The sequence below is a fragment of the Streptomyces afghaniensis genome, from assembly GCF_044327915.1.
GTDB lineage: Bacteria > Actinomycetota > Actinomycetes > Streptomycetales > Streptomycetaceae > Streptomyces > Streptomyces afghaniensis.
This window is the reverse complement of sequence record NZ_JBIRGJ010000002.1, coordinates 839,256-857,248: the sequence shown is the minus strand read 5'-3', so window position 1 is coordinate 857,248 and position 17,993 is coordinate 839,256. Positions and strand designations below refer to the sequence as shown.

Annotated in this window: 18 protein-coding genes; 8 read left to right on the top strand and 10 right to left on the bottom strand. The window is 71.2% G+C overall.

All coding sequences use genetic code 11. The features are described from left to right. The first annotated feature begins 127 nt into the window (after positions 1–127). Together ACH4G3_RS10105 and ACH4G3_RS10100 are read left to right on the top strand one after the other, a co-directional pair. Entirely contained in the window at positions 128–769 is a 642-nt protein-coding gene (locus ACH4G3_RS10105) for an IclR family transcriptional regulator (protein WP_354736468.1), read from the top strand. 76 nt (positions 770–845) lie between these two features. Further along, positions 846–1,637: a S16 family serine protease gene (locus tag ACH4G3_RS10100; RefSeq protein WP_397624006.1), complete on the top strand. Its 792-nt coding sequence runs from the start codon at positions 846–848 to the stop codon at positions 1,635–1,637. Here the strand turns inward: ACH4G3_RS10100 and ACH4G3_RS10095 are convergent. The 7 genes from ACH4G3_RS10095 to ACH4G3_RS10065 all read right to left on the bottom strand — a co-directional run bounded on the left by ACH4G3_RS10095 (position 1,634) and on the right by ACH4G3_RS10065 (position 6,649). After that, complete coding sequence (locus tag ACH4G3_RS10095; protein ID WP_397624005.1) at positions 1,634–1,816, bottom strand: hypothetical protein; 183 nt, start codon at positions 1,814–1,816, stop codon at positions 1,634–1,636. The genes ACH4G3_RS10100 and ACH4G3_RS10095 overlap by 4 nt on opposite strands. Before the next feature lies 1 nt (position 1,817). Beyond that, on the bottom strand, positions 1,818–2,402 hold the full coding sequence (locus ACH4G3_RS10090; RefSeq protein WP_397624004.1) for an ArsR/SmtB family transcription factor: 585 nt from the start codon (positions 2,400–2,402) through the stop codon (positions 1,818–1,820). 68 nt (positions 2,403–2,470) lie between these two features. Continuing rightward, positions 2,471–3,445, bottom strand: a complete 975-nt coding sequence (locus ACH4G3_RS10085) for a glycine betaine ABC transporter substrate-binding protein (protein WP_397624003.1) — start codon at positions 3,443–3,445, stop codon at positions 2,471–2,473. Continuing rightward, positions 3,442–4,263, bottom strand: coding sequence for an ABC transporter permease (locus ACH4G3_RS10080; RefSeq protein WP_397624002.1), 822 nt, complete (start codon positions 4,261–4,263; stop codon positions 3,442–3,444). The genes ACH4G3_RS10085 and ACH4G3_RS10080 overlap by 4 nt, the downstream gene beginning before the upstream one ends. Then, complete coding sequence (locus ACH4G3_RS10075) at positions 4,260–5,519, bottom strand: betaine/proline/choline family ABC transporter ATP-binding protein (RefSeq protein WP_397624001.1); 1,260 nt, start codon at positions 5,517–5,519, stop codon at positions 4,260–4,262. Before ACH4G3_RS10075 ends, ACH4G3_RS10080 begins: the two co-directional genes overlap by 4 nt. After that, positions 5,512–6,159 carry an ABC transporter permease gene (locus ACH4G3_RS10070; protein WP_397617648.1) on the bottom strand — a complete coding sequence of 216 codons (648 nt, stop codon included), beginning with the start codon at positions 6,157–6,159 and terminating at the stop codon, positions 5,512–5,514. The genes ACH4G3_RS10075 and ACH4G3_RS10070 overlap by 8 nt, the downstream gene beginning before the upstream one ends. Before the next feature lie 19 nt (positions 6,160–6,178). Further along, on the bottom strand, positions 6,179–6,649 hold the full coding sequence (locus ACH4G3_RS10065; protein WP_020277695.1) for an Lrp/AsnC family transcriptional regulator: 471 nt from the start codon (positions 6,647–6,649) through the stop codon (positions 6,179–6,181). Between the two features lie 123 nt (positions 6,650–6,772). Between ACH4G3_RS10065 and hppD the strand changes: the two genes are divergently transcribed. Next, positions 6,773–7,918 carry a 4-hydroxyphenylpyruvate dioxygenase gene (gene hppD, locus ACH4G3_RS10060; protein ID WP_397624000.1) on the top strand — a complete coding sequence of 382 codons (1,146 nt, stop codon included), beginning with the start codon at positions 6,773–6,775 and terminating at the stop codon, positions 7,916–7,918. 130 nt (positions 7,919–8,048) lie between these two features. After that, on the top strand, positions 8,049–8,708 hold the full coding sequence (locus ACH4G3_RS10055) for a class I SAM-dependent methyltransferase (protein WP_397623999.1): 660 nt from the start codon (positions 8,049–8,051) through the stop codon (positions 8,706–8,708). A 33-nt stretch (positions 8,709–8,741) separates the two neighbouring features. Here ACH4G3_RS10055 and ACH4G3_RS10050 read toward each other — a convergent pair whose 3' ends face one another. Continuing rightward, the gene (locus ACH4G3_RS10050) at positions 8,742–10,157 is read right to left on the bottom strand and encodes a tetratricopeptide repeat protein (protein ID WP_397623998.1); all 1,416 of its coding nucleotides are present in this window, start codon (positions 10,155–10,157) and stop codon (positions 8,742–8,744) included. A gap of 92 nt (positions 10,158–10,249) precedes the next feature. Here ACH4G3_RS10050 and ACH4G3_RS10045 point away from each other — a divergent pair, with 92 nt between their 5' ends. Then, positions 10,250–11,656: an FAD-binding oxidoreductase gene (locus tag ACH4G3_RS10045; RefSeq protein ID WP_397623997.1), complete on the top strand. Its 1,407-nt coding sequence runs from the start codon at positions 10,250–10,252 to the stop codon at positions 11,654–11,656. Between the two features lie 13 nt (positions 11,657–11,669). Here the strand turns inward: ACH4G3_RS10045 and ACH4G3_RS10040 are convergent, their stop codons facing one another. Next, positions 11,670–12,080, bottom strand: a complete 411-nt coding sequence (locus tag ACH4G3_RS10040; RefSeq protein ID WP_020277690.1) for an SsgA family sporulation/cell division regulator — start codon at positions 12,078–12,080, stop codon at positions 11,670–11,672. Between the two features lie 244 nt (positions 12,081–12,324). On the opposite strand from ACH4G3_RS10040, the gene ACH4G3_RS10035 reads away from it, so the two are divergent. Both ACH4G3_RS10035 and ACH4G3_RS10030 read left to right on the top strand, forming a co-directional pair. Then, complete coding sequence (locus ACH4G3_RS10035) at positions 12,325–14,025, top strand: RDD family protein (protein WP_397623996.1); 1,701 nt, start codon at positions 12,325–12,327, stop codon at positions 14,023–14,025. A gap of 123 nt (positions 14,026–14,148) precedes the next feature. Further along, on the top strand, positions 14,149–14,874 hold the full coding sequence (locus ACH4G3_RS10030; RefSeq protein ID WP_397623995.1) for an RDD family protein: 726 nt from the start codon (positions 14,149–14,151) through the stop codon (positions 14,872–14,874). Between the two features lie 40 nt (positions 14,875–14,914). Here ACH4G3_RS10030 and ACH4G3_RS10025 read toward each other — a convergent pair whose 3' ends face one another. Continuing rightward, positions 14,915–15,193 (bottom strand): hypothetical protein, encoded by a 279-nt coding sequence (locus ACH4G3_RS10025; protein WP_391090275.1) that lies wholly within the window; start codon positions 15,191–15,193, stop codon positions 14,915–14,917. A gap of 437 nt (positions 15,194–15,630) precedes the next feature. Between ACH4G3_RS10025 and ACH4G3_RS10020 the strand changes: the two genes are divergently transcribed. After that, positions 15,631–17,988: an immune inhibitor A domain-containing protein gene (locus tag ACH4G3_RS10020; protein ID WP_397623994.1), complete on the top strand. Its 2,358-nt coding sequence runs from the start codon at positions 15,631–15,633 to the stop codon at positions 17,986–17,988. The last annotated feature ends 5 nt before the right edge of the window (positions 17,989–17,993 follow it).

Sequence of the window (17,993 nt, the reverse complement as noted above, 5' to 3'; positions counted from 1 at the left end):
AGCGACGCGGCCCGGACAGGCCGGGCCGCCGGCCGATCGGCGGCCTCTGAAGCGCGTCGCCGACGGGACTCGGTGACGCATCCGCCGACCAGGGGGCCGTCGACCTCACCACTAAGGAGTGGGCGTCGTGACCGCGGAGACCTCCCAGACGCTCGACAGGGGACTGCGTGTCCTCAAGCTGCTCGCCGACACGGACCACGGGCTGACCGTGACCGAGCTCTCCCTCAAACTGGGCGTCAACCGCACCGTGGTGTACCGGTTGCTCGCCACGCTGGAACAGCACGCGCTGATACGCCGTGACCTGGGCGGACGTGCCCGGGTCGGGCTCGGCGTGCTGCGTCTGGGGCGGCAGGTCCATCCCCTCGTACGGGAGGCCGCGATGCCGGCGTTGCGGTCGCTGGCCGAGGACATCGGCGCGACGGCGCACCTGACCCTGGTCGACGGCGCGGACGCGCTCGCCGTGGCCGTGGTGGAGCCGACCTGGACGGACTATCACGTCGCCTACCGGGCCGGGTTCCGCCACCCCCTGGACCGGGGTGCCGCGGGCAAGGCGATACTCGCGGCCCGGCAGCACCCGATGAGGGACCCGGGCTTCACCCTGACTCACGGGGAGCTGGAGGCCGGTGCGTGCGGGGCGGCGGCCCCGTTGCTGGGCGTGACGGGGGTCGAGGGCAGCGTGGGCGTGGTCATGCTGGCGGACGTGGTGCCGGAGCGCGTGGGGGCCAGGGTCGTCGAGGCGGCACGAGAGGTCGCGGACGCGCTGCGCTGACGTGCGCGGATCCCTCCTGTCGGGCCCCGGGCGACCTGGGCCCGGCCCGGTTCCGTGCCCGAGTTAGATTGATCCCGTGTTCTCTCGCCTCACGCGCCCCCAGGCCATCGCCGTCTGCGCCCTGCCCGTCGTGGCTCTGCTCGCCACGGCGGTGTTCGCGCCGCTGCCGTTCTCGGTGGCGCAGCCCGGGCAGACGACGAACGTGCTCGGCGAGGACAAGGGCGCCCCGGTGATCACGATCTCGGGCGCGCCGACCCGGGACACGCCTGGTCAGCTGCGTATGACCACCATCGTCGCGACCTCACCGGACACCCGGGTCTCGCTCCCGGACATCATCGACAACTGGTTCCGCACGGACCGGGCGGTCATGCCGCGCGACGCGATCTACCCGAGCGGCGACACCGTCCAGGAGATCGAGCGGCACAACGAGAAGCAGATGAAGGAGTCCCAGGACGCGGCGACGCAGGCCGCGCTGAACTATCTCGGCCTCGACGACAAGGACGTCAAGGTCGGCCTGCGGCTCGCGGACGTGGGCGGGCCCAGTGCGGGGTTGCTGTTCTCCCTGGGGATCATCGACAAGCTCGACGGCGACGGCACCGGTGGTGATCTGACCGGGGGCCGTGTCATCGCCGGCACCGGCACGATCGCCGCCGACGGCACGGTCGGGGCGGTGGGCGGCGTCGCCCTCAAGACCCAGGCCGCCAAGCGGGACGGGGCGACCGTGTTCCTCGTCCCGAAGGCGGAGTGCGCGGACGCGCGGGCCGAACTGCCGAAGGGCCTGCGGTTGATTCCGGTGACCACGCTGAAGAGCACGGTGAGTTCACTGGTGGCCCTGGAGACGGGGAAGGGGTCCGTGCCCAGCTGTTAGTGGGCGGCGGCTGCCGTCCCCGGCCGGGTGGCGAGCCTTAATCCGACCTCCACGAGGGTCCAGCCGAGGCGGGTGCGGAGGCCATGGCTGTTCCGTGCGGCGGGGCGAGGGACGTCGGCTTCGGCATGGAGTTCGGCGGCGCGGGCGTGGTGCAGGGCGAGGTGGATGTCGGGGTGCATCTCAGTCCGTCCTGATCGGGAAGGCGTGGGTGTGGAAGCGGACCTGCTCGGAGCCGGGGGTGTCCTCGGCGCTCGCGCGGTCGCGGTACGTCTCGACCAGCGCGTGCATCTTCTCGACGAGCTCCCGCGTCAGTTCGGGCGTGAGCCGCAGGGTCGCGCTGCTCATGTCCCAGGAGCGGCTCCACTCCTCGGGCCATGAGTCGCGGTTGCCCAGCCATGTGGACAGTTCCCTGGTCTGGGTGGTGGCGACCTCGTGGAGGTACATGTCCGCCGCGCCGCGTACGGTCGGGTCGGAGTCGTTGAGCAGGGCGTCGTCGAAGCGCAGCCCGTGGTGGACCGCCTGCCACCATCGCTCGCGGCCTTTGCCCCGCTCGGGGGCGTCCTCGACGAAGCCGTACTCCGCGAGTTGACGCAGGTGGTAGCTGGTGGCGCCGCTGGACTCGCCCAGCTTGGCGGCCAGTTGCGAGGCCGTGGCCGGGCCGCCGAAGCGCAGGGCGTCCAGCAACTGCATCCGCAGGGGGTGCGCGAGTCCGCGCAGGGATCGGGCGTCGAGTTGCCGTACCTGTGGGTTCTGGGATTCGGTCACAGTGCAAAGCTATCCTTGCAAAGAAAGCCTTGCAAGGGTTTCTTTGCAACTCTCTCCATCTGCTCCGGTCACCCCTCCCTGACCAACCCCTCCTCCACCATCCACTCCAGCGCCACCTGGTGCGGATCCTCCCCCTCCACATCCACCTTCGCGTTCAGCGTCCGCGCCACCGTGTTGTTCAGCCTCGCCGTCACCGGGTCCAGCACATCCGCGATCGCCGGCCACCGCCTGAGGGTCTTCGCGTTGATCATCGGCGCGGCGTTGTAGTTGGGGAAGAACTTCCTGTCGTCCGCCATGACCGCCAGGTTCATGGAGTTGATGCGCCCGTCGGTGGTGAACACCTCCCCGTACGGGCAACTCCCCTTCGACGTCTGGGTGTAGATGATCCCCGTGTCCATCTGTGTGACGTTGCGCGCCGGCAGCTCCATCCCGTACGCCCGCTGCATGCCCGGCAGCCCGTCCGCCCGGTTCGCGAACTCGACCTCCACGCACAGCTTCACCGCCCCCGGGTCGGACTTCGCCAGCTCCGCCACGTCCGACAGGGTCTTCGTGCCGTACTTCTTCGCGTTCTCCTGGTTCATCGCCAGCGCGTAGGTGTTGTTCAGGGACGACGGCCGCAGCCAGGTCAGCCCGTTCGCCGCGTCGTCCTTCCGCACCGCCTCCCACTGCTCGCGCGGATCGGTGATCGGCTTGCTGTTCCCCAGGTACGTGATCCAGGCCGTGCCCGTGTACTCGTACCCGGCGTCGGCGTCGCCCTTGCGGACGGCCTCGCGGCTGCCGATGGAACCCTGGATGCCCGTGCGGTCGAGCACTTCCGCCCCGGCCGCCTCCAGGGCGATACCCATGATCGCGCCGAGGATCAGCCCCTCGGTGAAGGACTTGGACGTCACCGTCAGGCTCGCGCCCCTCAGCGGCTCGCCCCGCCCGACCGACCCGGGCCGCACGTCGTCCGCCATGGGGGAGCCGCTGGTCAGTCCGCAGCCCGCGACCGGCAGTCCCGCGACCAGCAGCCCCGCTGCCACCAGGCACAGGCGCCGTCTCATGGCTGGAGCCCCCGCGGCCGCAGGAGCACTTCCGCCAGCGAGGCCAGCCAGTCCACCAGCAGCGCCAGCACCACCGTGAGGACCGATCCCAGCACCAGCACCGGCATCCGCTGGTTGGTGATCCCGGTCGTGATCAGTACGCCCAGTCCGCCGCCCCCGCCGAAGACCGCCAGGGTCGCCGTGCCGACGTTCAGCACGAGGGCCGTGCGGACACCCGCCAGGATCAGCGGTACCGCCAGCGGCAGTTCGACCCGGGTCAGGACTCCCGCCGGCGACATGCCGATGCCCCGCGCCGCCTCCAGCAGCGTCGGGTCGTTCGCCTTCAGCCCGGTGATCGTGTTCGACAGCACGGGCAGCACGGCGTAGGCGATGATGCCGATCAGGGCGGCCCTGCGGCCGATGCCCAGCCAGATGACCAGGAGCGCCAGCAGGCCGATCGCGGGCGTCGCCTGGCCCATGTTGGCGAGCGCCATCGCCACCGGAGTGGCCCTGCGGAACGCCCTCCGGGTCAGCAGGATCCCCAGCGGGATCGCGATGATCAGCACGAAGAACGTGGAGATCGCGGTCAGTTGGATGTGCTGCCACAGGGCCTTGGAGACCTGGCCGCCCGACAGGGCGTTCCGGGTCAGCGCGTCCAGGTCGGCCTGCCGGAACCAGAGCCAGGTGGCGAGCAGTACGGCCACCAGGACGGCGGGCAGCACGGTCAGCTGCTGCCGGCCGACGTGCCGGGGCGGCGGGCCGGGCGGCGTCCGGGGCGCCTCGGCCTCGTCTTCGTCCGCCGGTCCGGGGGCGGTGTGCACGTGCCCCGGAGCGGTCACCGCGTCCCTCCGAAGCCGCCCACGCCCGTGACGCTCCCGTCGCCCTCCTGCTCCGCGTGCGTCTGCGCCGCGCGCAGTTCCTCCAGCTGGTGCTGGTGCTCCAGCGCGTCCAGCCGGTCGGCCTCCAGCATGCCGTGCACGGAGTTGAGGAGTGTCTCCATGTCGACGACCCCGGTGTACTCACCGCGCCGCCCCGTGACCGCCACCCGCCCGGTGTTGTCGGTGAGCACCGCCTCCAGCGCGTCCCGCAGGGTCGCGTCCCGGGTGACCGTGTCGTGCACCAGCGTCCCGGCGCGGGCCAGTGAGCCCCGGGCCCGCATCAGGTCGCCGCGCCTGAGCCATTTGTAGGGGCGGCCGCGCCGGTCGAGCAGCAGGACCTCGTTGGTGCCGCCGGCCCGCAGCCGGTTGAAGATCTGCTGCAACGGGTCGTCGATCGTCACCGTCGGATAGTCGGTGATCTCCACGTCCCGTACGCGGGTCAGGTTCAGCCGCTTCAGGGCCGCCCCGGCGCCGACGAAGCCCGACACGAAGTCGTCCGCCGGGTTGGTGAGGATCGCCTCCGGGGTGTCGAACTGTGCGATGTGGGACCGCTCGCGCAGCACGGCGATCCGGTCGCCGATCTTGATCGCCTCGTCGAAGTCGTGCGTGACGAAGACGATCGTCTTGTGCAGCTCGTGCTGCAGCCGGATCAGCTCGTCCTGGAGATGTTCCCGTGTGATCGGGTCCACAGCCCCGAACGGCTCGTCCATCAGCAGCACCGGGGGATCGGCGGCGAGGGCCCGGGCCACGCCCACCCGCTGCTGCTGGCCCCCCGAGAGCTGGCGCGGGTAACGGCCGTGGAACTCGCCGGGGTCGAGGCCGACGAGGTCGAGCAGTTCCTCGGTGCGCGCCCTGATCCGGGCCTTCGGCCAGCCGATCATCCTCGGTACGAGCGCGATGTTCTGCGCGACCGTCATGTGCGGGAAGAGCCCGGCGGACTGGATGGCGTAACCGACCTTGCGGCGCAGCCCGACCGGGTCGATGTCGGTGACGTCCTCACCGCCCATGCGGATACGGCCGCCGGTCGGCTCGATCAGCCTGTTGATCATCTTGAGCGTGGTCGACTTGCCGCAGCCCGAGGGCCCGACGAGGACGACGACCTCGCCCGCCTTGATCTCCATGCTCACGTTGTCCACGGCCGGCTGCGCACTGCCGGGGTACCGCTTGGTCAGGCCCTCCAGCTCGATCGAGGCCCCGTGGTCACCGGTCTCAGGCACGGATCCCCCCGGGAATGGTCAGCCGCCCGATCAGGACGTACGCGGCGTCGAACAGCAGCGCCAGGACGATGATGCCGAGCGTGCCCGCGAGGACCTGGTTGAGCGCGTTGGCGCTGCCGAGTGAGGCGAGGCCGCGGAAGATGACGTTGCCTAGGCCGGGGCCGGAGGCGTACGCCGCGATGGCCGCGATGCCCATCAGCATCTGGGTCGCGACCCGGATCCCGGTCAGGATCGGCGGCCAGGCCAGCGGCAGCTCGATCCGCAGCAGCCGGGCCGACCGGGACATGCCGATGCCGGTGGCCGCGTCCACCAGCGCCGGGTCGACCCCGCGCAGCCCGACGATCGCGTTGCGCACGACCGGCAGCAGCCCGTACAGCGTCAGCGCGATCACCGTCGGCGGTACGCCCAGCCCCACGACGGGGATGAGCAGACCGATCAGGGCGAGCGCCGGCACGGTCAGAATGGTGGCGGTGGCCGTGGTGGCGAGGTTCCCGGCCCACTCGCTGCGGTAGGTTGCGACGCCGATCAGGACGCCGAGCACGGCCGCGACGACCATGCACTGGAAGACGGCGCTCGCGTGCTGGTAGGCGTCCGTGAGCAGCTGCTGGTGCCGGCCCGCCACGTACTCCCAGAAGTTCACACGCGCTCACCCCTAGACTTCAGGTCTCCTCCGCGGCCTGCTCCACCAGCGGGATGATCCGCAGTGGAACGGGGTTCTCCATGACGATCGCCGTGGAGGCCCGGACGATGCCATCAAAACCGACGACCCGGTCGATCACACGCTGGAGATCGGCGTTCGAGCGGGCCACCAGCCGGCACAGCATGTCCCCGCTGCCGGTGGTGGTGTGCAGCTCCAGCACCTCGGGCACGGTCGCCAAGTGGGCCCGCACATCGGCGCCTTGGCCCTGCCGGATCTGGAGGGTCGCGAACGCCGTGACCGGGTAGCCGAGCGCCGCCGGGTCCACCTCCGGACCGAAGCCGCGGATGACTCCGTTCGACTGAAGCCTGTCCAGCCGCGCCTGCACGGTGCCCCGGGCCACGCCCAGCCGCCGGGACATCTCCAGCACCCCGATCCGGGGCTCCCGGGCCAGCAGCAGGATGATCCGGCCGTCCAGATGATCGATCGCCACAGCAGCCTCCCGGCATGGTCATCCTGTACAGAAGGGCCGCCGATACGGCCGTATTGCTGAACAGATTGCCCAGCGGAAACGCAAACTATTGCGCACCTTGCCGGTCGGGGAGACCCTGCGGCTATGACGCAGACCACACACCACACTCCCGACACCGCCCGGCAGGCCGACCCCTTCCCGGTCAAGGGAATGGACGCGGTCGTCTTCGCCGTGGGCAACGCCAAGCAGGCGGCGCACTACTACTCCACCGCCTTCGGCATGAAGCTGGTCGCCTACTCCGGACCGGAGAACGGCAGCCGCGAGACCGCTGCGTACGTCCTGGAGAACGGCTCCGCCCGCTTCGTCCTCACCTCGGTCATCAAGCCGTCCAGCGACTGGGGCCACTTCCTCGCCCGGCACGTGGCCGAGCACGGCGACGGCGTCGTCGACCTCGCCATCGAGGTGCCGGACGCACGCGCCGCCCATGCGTACGCACTGGAACACGGCGCCCGCTCGGTCGCCGAGCCGTACGAGCTGAAGGACGAGCACGGCACGGTCGTCCTGGCCGCCATCGCCACCTACGGCGAGACCCGCCACACCCTCGTCGAGCGCTCCGGCTACGACGGCCCGTACCTGCCCGGCTTCGTGGCGGCCCAGCCGATGGTCGAGCCGCCCGCGCAGCGCACCTTCCAGGCGATCGACCACTGTGTCGGCAACGTCGAGCTCGGCCGGATGAACGAGTGGGTCGGCTTCTACAACAAGGTGATGGGCTTCACGAACATGAAGGAGTTCGTGGGCGACGACATCGCCACCGAGTACAGCGCGCTGATGTCGAAGGTCGTCGCCGACGGCACGCTCAAGGTCAAGTTCCCGATCAACGAGCCGGCCATCGCCAAGAAGAAGTCCCAGATCGACGAGTACCTGGAGTTCTACGGCGGCGCGGGCGTCCAGCACATCGCCCTCAACACGAACGACATCGTCCAGACGGTCCGCACCATGCGCGCGGCCGGTGTCGAGTTCCTGAACACGCCCGACTCGTACTACGACACGCTGGGGGAGTGGGTCGGCGAGACCCGGGTCCCGATCGACACCCTGCGCGAGCTGAAGATCCTCGCCGACCGCGACGAGGACGGCTATCTGCTGCAGATCTTCACCAAGCCGGTCCAGGACCGCCCGACCGTCTTCTTCGAGATCATCGAACGCCACGGCTCGATGGGCTTCGGCAAGGGCAACTTCAAGGCCCTGTTCGAGGCGATCGAACGAGAGCAGGCCCGCCGCGGCAACCTGTGACCCCGACGCCCATACCAGTCCGTGCGGGTGTCACGGGGCACCCGCACGGACCGGCGGTCGCCGGAGCGCTCGCGGCCGGCTCGGCACAGGGGTTGACCCTCCCTCAGGGGCAGACCCGACCCTTCCGGTCATGAGCAGCGACGACGATGCCCTCCTGGCGGAGCAGAAGGCCTACTACCGCGCGGCGGCGGCCGAGTACGACAGGCCCTACGCGGAGCTGGAGCGACTGCAGCGGCTGTTGACGGTGGTCGACGACCTTCCCGTCAGCGGCGACCTGCTGGAGCTCGCCTGCGGTACAGGACAGTGGACCCCGAGGCTTGCCGCCCGCGCCCGGTCGGTGACGGCCGTCGACGCGGCAGCCGAGGTGCTGGCCGTCGCTCGTGCGCGCGGTCCCTTCCCCAACGTCCGATTCCTGCAGGCCGATCTGTTCGAGTGGCAGCCGTCGCGGCGCTTCGACACGGTGTTCTTCGCCTTCTGGCTCTCCCATGTCCCGCCGGCGCGGCTGTCCGGCTTCTGGGACACCATCGCTGCCGTGCTCGCACCAGGTGGCAAAGCGATCTTCATCGACGACGGACCCGCCGCCGCCGCGAGCGAGGAAGGCGTCACGGACGGGCCCGTCCCCACGGTGCTGCGCCGACTCGATGACGGCAGCCGGTACCGCATCGTGAAGGTCTTCCACGACGCCCGGACCCTCACGGGCGACCTCACGGCACGGGGATGGACGGTCAGCGTCCGGGCTCTGGACGGCAGCCTCGTCGGCATCGCTGAACCGCCGACCGGCCCCCTCTGACCGGTCCTGGCCCAACCGCCCGGCAGCGGGGAGTCAGCCCGGCTCCCCTTCCATCTCCGGCAGCTCATCGACCGGCGGCTCGCCCAGCGCCTCCAGCGCGGCCCGGGCCGCGGGCACATGCAGCGGTGAGAAGTGCGGGTTGATCCGCAGCGCCTCCGCGAGGCGCCGCCGGGCCGCGCCGTACCGTTCCAGCTCCCGTTCGATCATGCCGCGGTGGTACGCGTACGCCGCGCTGCGCACCCCGCCCCCGCGCTCTCCGTCCGTCGCCCGTACGGCGTAGCGCAACGCCTCCTCGGACCGCCCGGCCCGGTGCAGCGCCCAGCCCAGTGCGTCGGCGACCTCGGTCCCGGGCTGGCGGCGCCACTGCGCCCGCAACCGCCGTACCGCCTCCCGCGGATCGCCGTGGTCCGCCTCGAACTGACCCAGCACCAGCTCCTCGTCGGCCCCGCCCGCGGCGGCGCCCCGCACCCGCTCCCGCAGCAGGTCGTACTGCACCCGGGCCGCCTCCGGCATGCCCAGTGACTCGTACAACTCGCCCAGCTCCAGGGCGTACCGGGGGCAGGGCTGCTTGGTGAGGGCCACCCGGTAGGCGTTCAGCGCCTCCGTCGTCCGGCCCAGCGCCGCCAGCGCCCGGCCCTGCCCGGCCTGCGCCGCCCGCTGGTCCGGGTCGAGGCGCACCGCCTCCTCGAAGTGCCGCAGCGCGTCCTGAAGGTCCCCGCGTTCCCAGGCCAGTTGCCCGGCCCGCTCCAGATACGCCGCCCGCTCGGCCGGTGCCCGCGCGCCCGCCGCCGCGTCCGCCAGCGAGGCCGCCGCGTCCTCCCGCCAGCCCCGGTCCCGGTAGACGGCCGCGGCCCGCGCCAGCACGGCGGGCCCCGAGCGCAGCTCCGTCAGCCGGTCGAGCGTCCGCTTGGCCGCCGCGTGCTCGCCGAGCCCGGTGTAGGCGTCGATGAGCAGCGGATACGTCGTCCACCGCCGGGGCTCCAGCTTCAGCGCCGCCTCGCCCCAGCGGCGCGCGGCGGGGAAGTCCCGGCGCGCGTTGGCCAGCCCCGCCAGTCCGGCCAGGGCCCGCGTGTTCCGCTCCGGCCGCACCTTCAGCGACGTACGCAACGCCCTCTCCGCGCGCGGGTAGTACGCCGGATCCGCCAGCCGCCGCCCCTGCTCCACGTAGGCCGCCCCGAGCACCGCCCAGGACCGCGCGTCCCGTGGATGCGCCCGCAGCCTCTTCTCCCGCTCGTCGATCAGCTCCGCCAGATCGGGCAGGGCGGCCGGCACCCCGGCGTCGACCGCCGCCATGGCCAGCGCCCCCGGCGACGGCAAAGCGGGCTCGGCCGGCCGCTCCCAGGGCAGCAGTACCAGCACTCCGCCGAGCACGGCACAGCCCGCGACGGAGGCGAGCACCACCCGCCGGGTGCGGAAGCGGCCCTCAGGGGGCTTCTGCTGGTTCTCCATGGCGCTCACTGTGCGTCAGTACGACGACCACACCCGGGCAGGTGAAGGGTGCCGCCGACGGGGTTCACACCGATGGCCCCGGGTGCGAACCTGTGATCATGAGCCGTATCGAAGCGCCCAGCGACGAAACGACCGGCAACCTTGTCGACCTGCTGCTCAGCGGCCTGCCCGCCGAGGCTGTCCTCACCGACCCCGACGTCACGGCCTCCTACGCCCACGACATGGCGAGCTTCTGCCCGGCCGGCGCCCCGGCCGCGGTCGTCCTGCCCCGCACGGTCGAGCAGGTGCAGCACGTGATGCGCACCGCCACCGCCCTGCGCGTCCCGGTCGTCCCGCAGGGCGCCCGCACCGGACTGTCCGGTGCCGCGAACGCCTCCGACGGCTGCATCGTGCTGTCCCTGACCAAGATGGACCGGATCCTGGAGATCAACCCGGTCGACCGCGTCGCCGTCGTCGAGCCCGGCGTGATCAACGCCGCCCTCTCCCGGGCCGTCGGGGAACACGGCCTGTACTACCCGCCGGACCCCTCCAGCTGGGAGATGTGCACCATCGGCGGCAACATCGGCACGGCCTCGGGCGGCCTGTGCTGCGTGAAGTACGGGGTCACCGCCGAGTACGTCCTCGGACTGGACGTGGTGCTGGCCGACGGGCGGCTCATGTCCACCGGCCGCCGCACCGCCAAGGGCGTCGCCGGGTACGACCTGACCCGGCTGTTCGTCGGCTCCGAGGGCTCGCTCGGCATCGTCGTACGGGCCGTGCTCGGCCTGCGCCCCAAGCCGCCCGAGCAGCTGGTGCTGGCCGCCGAGTTCGCCTCCGGCGCCGCCGCCTGCGACGCAGTGTGCCGCATCATGGAGGGCGGCCACGTCCCGTCACTCCTCGAACTCATGGACCGTACGACGGTCAAGGCCGTCAACGACCTGGCGCAGATGGGCCTCCCGGAGAGCACCGAGGCCCTGCTGCTCGCCGCCTTCGACACCACCGACCCGGCCGCCGACCTCGCCGCCGTCGGAGCGCTGTGCGAGGCCGCCGGCGCCACCCAGGTCGTCCCGGCCGACGACGCGGCCGAGTCCGAGCTGCTCCTCCAGGCGCGCCGGCTGTCGCTCACCGCGCTGGAGGGCGTCAAAGGCGTGACGATGATCGACGACGTGTGCGTGCCCCGCTCCCGGCTCGCCGAGATGCTCGACGGGGTCGACCGGATCGCCGAGAAGTACCAGCTCACCATCGGGGTCGTCGCTCATGCGGGGGACGGAAACACCCACCCGACGGTGTGTTTCGACCCGGCCGATCCCGACGAGTCCCGGCGCGCCCGCGAGTCCTTCGACGAGATCATGGCCCTCGGCCTGGAACTCGGCGGCACCATCACCGGCGAGCACGGCGTCGGCGTGCTGAAGAAGGAGTGGCTGGCGCGCGAGCTCGGCCCCGTCGGGATGGAGATGCAGCGGGCCGTCAAGCAGGCCTTCGACCCGCTGAACATCCTCAACCCGGGCAAGCTGTTCTGAAGGTCGCGCCTCCTCACCGGGCGAGCAGTTCGGCCAGCTCGTCGTCCAGACCGAGCTGCTCACCCTCCGTCCCCGGCGGGACCACCCGCAGCGTGCGCTCCAGCCACGCCGACACCGGGGCCGCCGGGGCCTCCAGCAGGGCGTCCCCGTCGGGTGAACTCAGCGCCACCAGCACGACGCTGCGCCCCTCGGCCTTCGTCGGCCACACCCGTACGTCCCCCCGCCCGCACGGCCGGAACACGCCCTCCACCAGCAGGTCCCGGGCGAACGTCCAGTGCACCGGGTGCGCGGAGTCGATGTGGAAGGTGACGTGGACGGCGTACGGATCGTCGGTGACGTACCCGAGCCGGGCCGGCACCGGGATCCGGCGCTCGGGCGACAGGACGAGTTTCAGCTCCAGTTCGCGTTCCACCACGGTGCGCATGGCGGTGTTCCCTTCTCTGCACGGCTGCCCGCGAGGGCCGGTCGGGAGGAGAGAGCACGCGGGGGCGGCGGCATTACGCGCGTCGCCGGAAGTTTTTTCGCAGGGGGAGGCGCCGGGCCGCGCGATGCGTAGCACATCAGTGCTCGAAAGGGGTGGGTCCGGTGGGAGCGGCGGTGGGGGTTGCGCACGTCTGATAGATGTGGAGGCCCCCATTTGGCCCTCGAGCAGATACGGGACGACGGAGATGAGCGCCCCAACCCCGGCCCCCGGTGACGACAGGCCCCGCGAAGGTTATTACCCGGACCCGTCCATTCCTGGATATGTCCGGTACTGGAACGGTGCCTCCTGGGTACCGGGCACCAGCCGTCCCGCACCCAAGGACGGCGAGACGCTCGCGCCGCCGCCCGGTGCGGAACGGTCCGGCGCCGCCGGCTCCGCCCCCGCTTCCGGCGCGGTCGAGGAAACCGGTCCGCACTTCTTCGACGAGGACCCGGCCGATGAGCCGTCCCCTGCCGACCTCCAGCACGGCAGCCGTCCCGAACCCGCGTCCGCCTGGGGCGCCGACCGCTCCCGGCAGTCCGGTTTCGGCGGCGACCAGGACCGCCGCGTCTCGTGGGGCGCACCGCAGGGCGCGCAGGGAGCGGCTCAGCAGGGAGCGGCTCAGCAGGGCGCGGACCCGAGGGTGCCGCACGCCGACCGGCAGCCGGCCGGGGAGTCCGCCCCACAGGGGGAGCCCCCGTCTCCCGCCGACCAGGAGGCGAACGCCGCGGCGGCCGGCAGCACGTTCGTCTTCCGCCGCCCTACGGGGAGCCGCCCTACGGGGAAGGGCGCAGGAGGGGCCTCCGCCGATGCCCCCGACGAGGGCACGATGACGTTCCGCGCGGTGTCGCCGCGTCAGGGCCCGGCCGCCCCCGGCGGCGCCTCGAAGCCGGCCGCTTCCGCGGGTTCGGGCAGTGGCCCGGCGGGGTCCGGGATCGGTGCGCAGGGCGGGCCGGGCGGATCCGGCGGCAACCCGTCAGGGCCTGGATTCGGCCCGCCGGGAGCGGCCGCTGGCTCGCCGGGGCCCGGTTTCGGGGCCCAGGCCGGTCCGGCGGGACCCGCCTTCGGCGCGCAGGGCGGCGGGGCTGCCTCCGGCGACGCCTCGAACCGCCCCGGCTTCGGTGCCGGGAAGGCCGCCGCCGCCCGGGCCGCTCAGACCGACCCCGGCGCCCAGGCCTCCGCGGCCGTCCCGACGGCGCTGTCCGGGCCCCAGTCGGCGCCCACCGTCCCTCCGCAGTCCGGCGGGCCCCAGCCCGGCCCGGCCGCCTCCGCCACCCCCCTCAGCGCCGGCCCGGGGGGCGGTCAGTCCTCCTGGGCGCAGCAGGTGCACCGGCTCGCCGGAGCGGGCGGCGACGAGCAGCCCGTCGCGCCCTGGAAGCCGCCGACCGAGGACGTGTTCCAGGCGGCCGCCCGGCGCCAGGCGTCGGCCCGCCCGGCGGGGCTCGGCAAGCGGCTGGCCGCCCGGCTGCTGGACACGCTCGTCCTCGCCGGCGCCACCGCCGGGGTCGCCGTACCGCTCGGCATCAAGGCGGTCGACCACGTCAACGAGAAGATCGACGCGGCCAAGCTCTCCGGCGAGACCGTCACGGTCTGGCTGCTCGACGGCACCACGTCGGCGTACCTCGGCATCGTCGTGGCCGTCCTGCTGCTGGTCGGCGTCGTCTCGGAGGTGCTGCCGACCGCCAAGTGGGGCCGCACCCTCGGCAAGAAGCTGATGGGTCTCGAAGTGCGGGACATCGAGGGCCATGACGCCCCGGAGTTCGGCGCGGCCCTGCGCCGCTGGCTGGTCTACAGCGTGCCCGGACTCCTCGTCGTCGGGATCGTCGGCATCGCCTGGTGCCTCTTCGACAAGCCGTGGCGCCAGTGCTGGCACGACAAGGCGGCGCACACGTTCGTGGCCGGCTGAGCAGCACGCCCGCGTCCGCCACGGGACGGCGGCGCGGCGTACCGCTGCGGCAGCAGGTGAATCCGTACCTCGGACGGCCGCCTGCCGGATGCGGAGCCGGGGGGTTCGCGGTCGACTCGGGCCATGAGCAGTGAACCGCCCCCCGGCTCAGGTCAGCAGCCCCCGGAAGACGATCCGTTCAGGAAGCGGCCCCCGGGCGAGCAGCCCGGTGAGGGCGCGGGCTCGCCCTACGACCCGCGACACCCGGGCGGCGGCCCCGGCGGTGTCCCTCCCGGCGGCGGTTCCTACGACGGTCCTCCCGGTGGCGGCCGAGGCGGCGGTCCCTACGACGGTCCTCCCGGTGGCGGCCAAGCCGGTGGCCCCTACGGCGGCGGTTCCTACCCCACCGACCCCCTCGCCGGCATGCCCCCGCTCGCCGACAGCGGCAAGCGCGCGCTCGCCCGCATCATCGACATCATCGTGGTGGGTGTCGTCGTGTGGCTGATCACCTGGGGTTTCGGCGTCAGCGAGTACGACGTGGACGGCGACCGCATCGAGGCCGGCAAGTCCTTCTGGCAGTCGGCGGTCGCCACCGTCCTCTACCTCGCCTACGACACCTTCCTCACCGCGCGGACCGGCCAGACCCTCGGCAAGAAACTGCTGCACCTGCGCGTGGCCAACCTCGACAACGGCGCCACGCCCTCCGTGCAGAACGCGTTGATGCGCGCGGCGGTGCTCTGGGTCCCGTGCTTCTTCTGCTGCTTCTGCGTCTGGCTCGCGGTCTCGGGCGGCTGGAGCCTCTTCGACCGGCCCTACAAGCAGGGCCTGCACGACAAGGCGGCCAAAACGGTCGTGGTCAGCACGAATTGAGGCACCTCACCGATCGAGGCGCAGACGGATCAGCCGGCGGTCAGGAGACCGCCCGCTCCCGCACCGGCTCCGGGGCCGGCGCGGCGACCGAGGCCCGTACGGGTTCCTCGGGCGCGGGCTGTTCCACCGCGGCCGGGCGCTTCCCGGGCAGCGGCACCGTCATGGCGACCAGCAGCCCGAGGGCGAGCGCCGCGACGGCGATGATCGCGATCCCCGCGCCCGAACTCGTCTGTGACAGCAGCAGCATGGCGAGGGTGGAGAGGATCACGGTGCAGGAACCGTAGGCGAGCTGTGCGGCAGTCGGACGGGGCATGGCCATCATGTCCTCGAAAGTGGGGGTCCACGGGGGTGTCGGCCTGGCATTCCGCCAGCTTCCGGGCGTTCCGCCAATCGACTCTAATCGGCAGGGTGCCCGAGTGGAACGAACGGTAAGCGTGACCTAATCAACAGGCCCGGAGCACAGGGGGCGCACGGAGTCATGGCGTCCAGGTAGTGGACATATGCGCGCGCCCACCGGACGGTGGCACGTGCCTGCCGGACGTCGGCAGGTGGCTGTCGGGCGCCGGGTCGGTTGTCCGTAAAGCGAACGTCGACTCCGCATAGTGCACTTGACCTGTCCAAGTCAAGGTCTGTCTTTTCTTCTAAACCTCTAGTCAAATGTCGTCACTTGACTACACGCGTTGATCACGCGCGCGCGGACCTTCCACGACCAGGACCCCTTCCTTCCGCGCGCTCGAACGCGGGGGAGGAACTCAAGTGACCAGTAGACCCTGGACATTCAGAGCGGCCGCCATCGGCGTGGCGCTCGCGGCGGCCACGGCCACCGTCTCCGCATACGGCGTGGCCCAGGCCGACGACACCTCCGCTCCCAGGTCCACCACCGTGGACCGGCACGACCCGGCGGATCGCCACCACGACGAGCACGACCTCGAAGGCCCGCTGAGCAAGACCCAGGAGGCCCAGCGACAGGAGGCCCTGAAGCAGGTCATATCCGGCAAGTCCACGGTGAAGAACCGTGACGGCTCGAAGGTCGTCCAGCTCAAGAGCAAGAAGGGCGACAGCAAGTACGTCGAGCTCGGCCGCGAGAAGACCGACAAGATCTTCACCGTCCTGGTCGAGTTCGGCGACAAGACCAGCGAGTTCGGCGGCACGCCCGGCCCGCTGCACAACCAGATAGCCAAGCCGGACCGCAAGAAGGACAACTCCACCGCCTGGCGGGCGGACTACAACCAGAAGTACTTCGAGAACCTCTACTTCGGCACCGGCAAGAACACCGAGTCGGTGAAGAAGTACTACGAGAAGCAGTCCTCCGGCCGCTACTCGGTCGAGGGCGAGGTCTCCGACTGGGTCAAGGTCCCCTACAACGAGGCCCGTTACGGCAACAACGCGTGCGGCAGCACCAATTGCCCGAGCGTGTGGAACGTCGTCAGCGACGGTCTGAACGCGTGGGTCTCCCAGCAGAAGGCGGCTGGGAAGACCGACGCCGAGATCAAGGCGGACGTCAAGCAGTACGACCAGTGGGACCGCTACGACTTCGACGGCGACGGCGACTTCAACGAGTCCGACGGCTACATCGACCACTTCCAGGTCGTGCACGCCGGTGAGGACGAGTCGGCGGGCGGCGGCGCCCAGGGCACGGACGCGATCTGGGCCCACCGCTGGTACGCCTTCGGCACCGACGCCGGCGCCACCGGCCCCGAGGACAACAAGCTCGGCGGCGCGAAGATCGGCGACACCGGCATCTGGGTCGGCGACTACACCGTCCAGCCGGAGAACGGCGGACTCGGCGTCTACGCCCACGAGTACGGCCACGACCTCGGCCTGCCGGACCACTACGACACCTCCGGCGGCGGTGAGAACTCCACCGGCTTCTGGACCCTGATGTCCTCCGGCTCCTGGCTGGGCACCGGCAAGAACGAGATCGGTGACCTGCCCGGCGACATGACCGCCTGGGACAAGCTCCAGCTGGGCTGGCTCAAGTACGACACCGCGAAGGCCGCGACGAACTCGTGGCACAAGCTGGGCGTCGCCGAGTACAACACGAAGCACAAGCAGGGCCTCGTGGTCGAGCTGCCCAAGAAGAAGGTCACCACCGAGATCGTGGCGCCCGCGCAGGGCTCGAAGCAGTGGTGGAGCGGCAGCGGCGACAACCTCAAGAACACGCTGGCCCGTTCGGTCGACCTCACCGGCAAGAAGTCGGCGTCCCTGACGCTCGACGGCTGGTACGACATCGAGGCCAACTACGACTACCTCTACACCGAGGTGTCGACCGACGGCGGCGCCAACTGGACGGCGCTCGACGGCACGGTGGACGGCCAGCCGCTCCCGCGTGACGGCAGCGACAAGCCTGCCCTGACCGGCACCTCCGGCGCGTACAAGAAGCTGGCGTTCCCGCTGGACGCCTACGCGGGCAAGAAGATCGACCTGCGCTTCCGCTACCAGACCGACGGCGGCGTGGCCCAGAAGGGCTTCACGGCCGACCGCATCACCGTGACCGCCGACGGCGCCGCGGTCTTCTCCGACGACGCCGAGTCCGCGGACGCGGCCTGGAAGGCGGCCGGCTTCTCCCGCATGGGCGCGTCCTTCACCAAGGACTACGCGCAGTACTACCTCGCGGAGAACCGCCAGTACGTGTCGTACGACAAGACCCTCAAGGTCGGCCCGTACAACTTCGGCTTCTCCAAGACCCGTCCGGACTGGGTGGAGCACTACCCGTACCAGAACGGTCTGTTGATCTGGAAGTGGGACACCTCCCAGGCGGACAACAACACCAGCGTCCACCCGGGCTCGGGTCTGCTGCTGCCGGTCGACTCGCACCCGAAGCCGCTGAAGTGGACCGACGGCACGCTGATGCGCAACCGCATCCAGTCCTACGACTCGCCGTTCAGCCTGTACCGCACGGACGGCATCGAGCTGCACAACGCGGACGTCGCGACGCGCATCCCGTCGTCGAAGGGGGTGTCGGTCTTCAACGACCGGGTGAACACCTACTACGACGAGACGAACAAGACCGCCGGCGTCAAGATCACTGACACCAACACCAAGATCAAGATCATCAAGGAGGCCAAGGACGGCTCGACGATCGAGCTCGAAGTAGGCCCCGCAGCGAAGTAAAACGC

Excerpts from the sequence above, each read along its gene's own strand:
- ACH4G3_RS10030 (WP_397623995.1), top strand. The coding sequence starts at position 14,149 with ATGAGCAGTGAACCGCCCCCCGGCTCAGGTCAGCAGCCCCCGGAAGAC.
- ACH4G3_RS10035 (WP_397623996.1), top strand. The coding sequence starts at position 12,325 with ATGAGCGCCCCAACCCCGGCCCCCGGTGACGACAGGCCCCGCGAAGGT.
- ACH4G3_RS10025 (WP_391090275.1), bottom strand. The coding sequence starts at position 15,193 with ATGGCCATGCCCCGTCCGACTGCCGCACAGCTCGCCTACGGTTCCTGC.
- ACH4G3_RS10085 (WP_397624003.1), bottom strand. The coding sequence starts at position 3,445 with ATGAGACGGCGCCTGTGCCTGGTGGCAGCGGGGCTGCTGGTCGCGGGA.
- ACH4G3_RS10040 (WP_020277690.1), bottom strand. The coding sequence starts at position 12,080 with ATGCGCACCGTGGTGGAACGCGAACTGGAGCTGAAACTCGTCCTGTCG.
- ACH4G3_RS10055 (WP_397623999.1), top strand. The coding sequence starts at position 8,049 with ATGAGCAGCGACGACGATGCCCTCCTGGCGGAGCAGAAGGCCTACTAC.
- ACH4G3_RS10095 (WP_397624005.1), bottom strand. The coding sequence starts at position 1,816 with ATGCACCCCGACATCCACCTCGCCCTGCACCACGCCCGCGCCGCCGAA.
- ACH4G3_RS10050 (WP_397623998.1), bottom strand. The coding sequence starts at position 10,157 with ATGGAGAACCAGCAGAAGCCCCCTGAGGGCCGCTTCCGCACCCGGCGG.
- hppD (WP_397624000.1), top strand. The coding sequence starts at position 6,773 with ATGACGCAGACCACACACCACACTCCCGACACCGCCCGGCAGGCCGAC.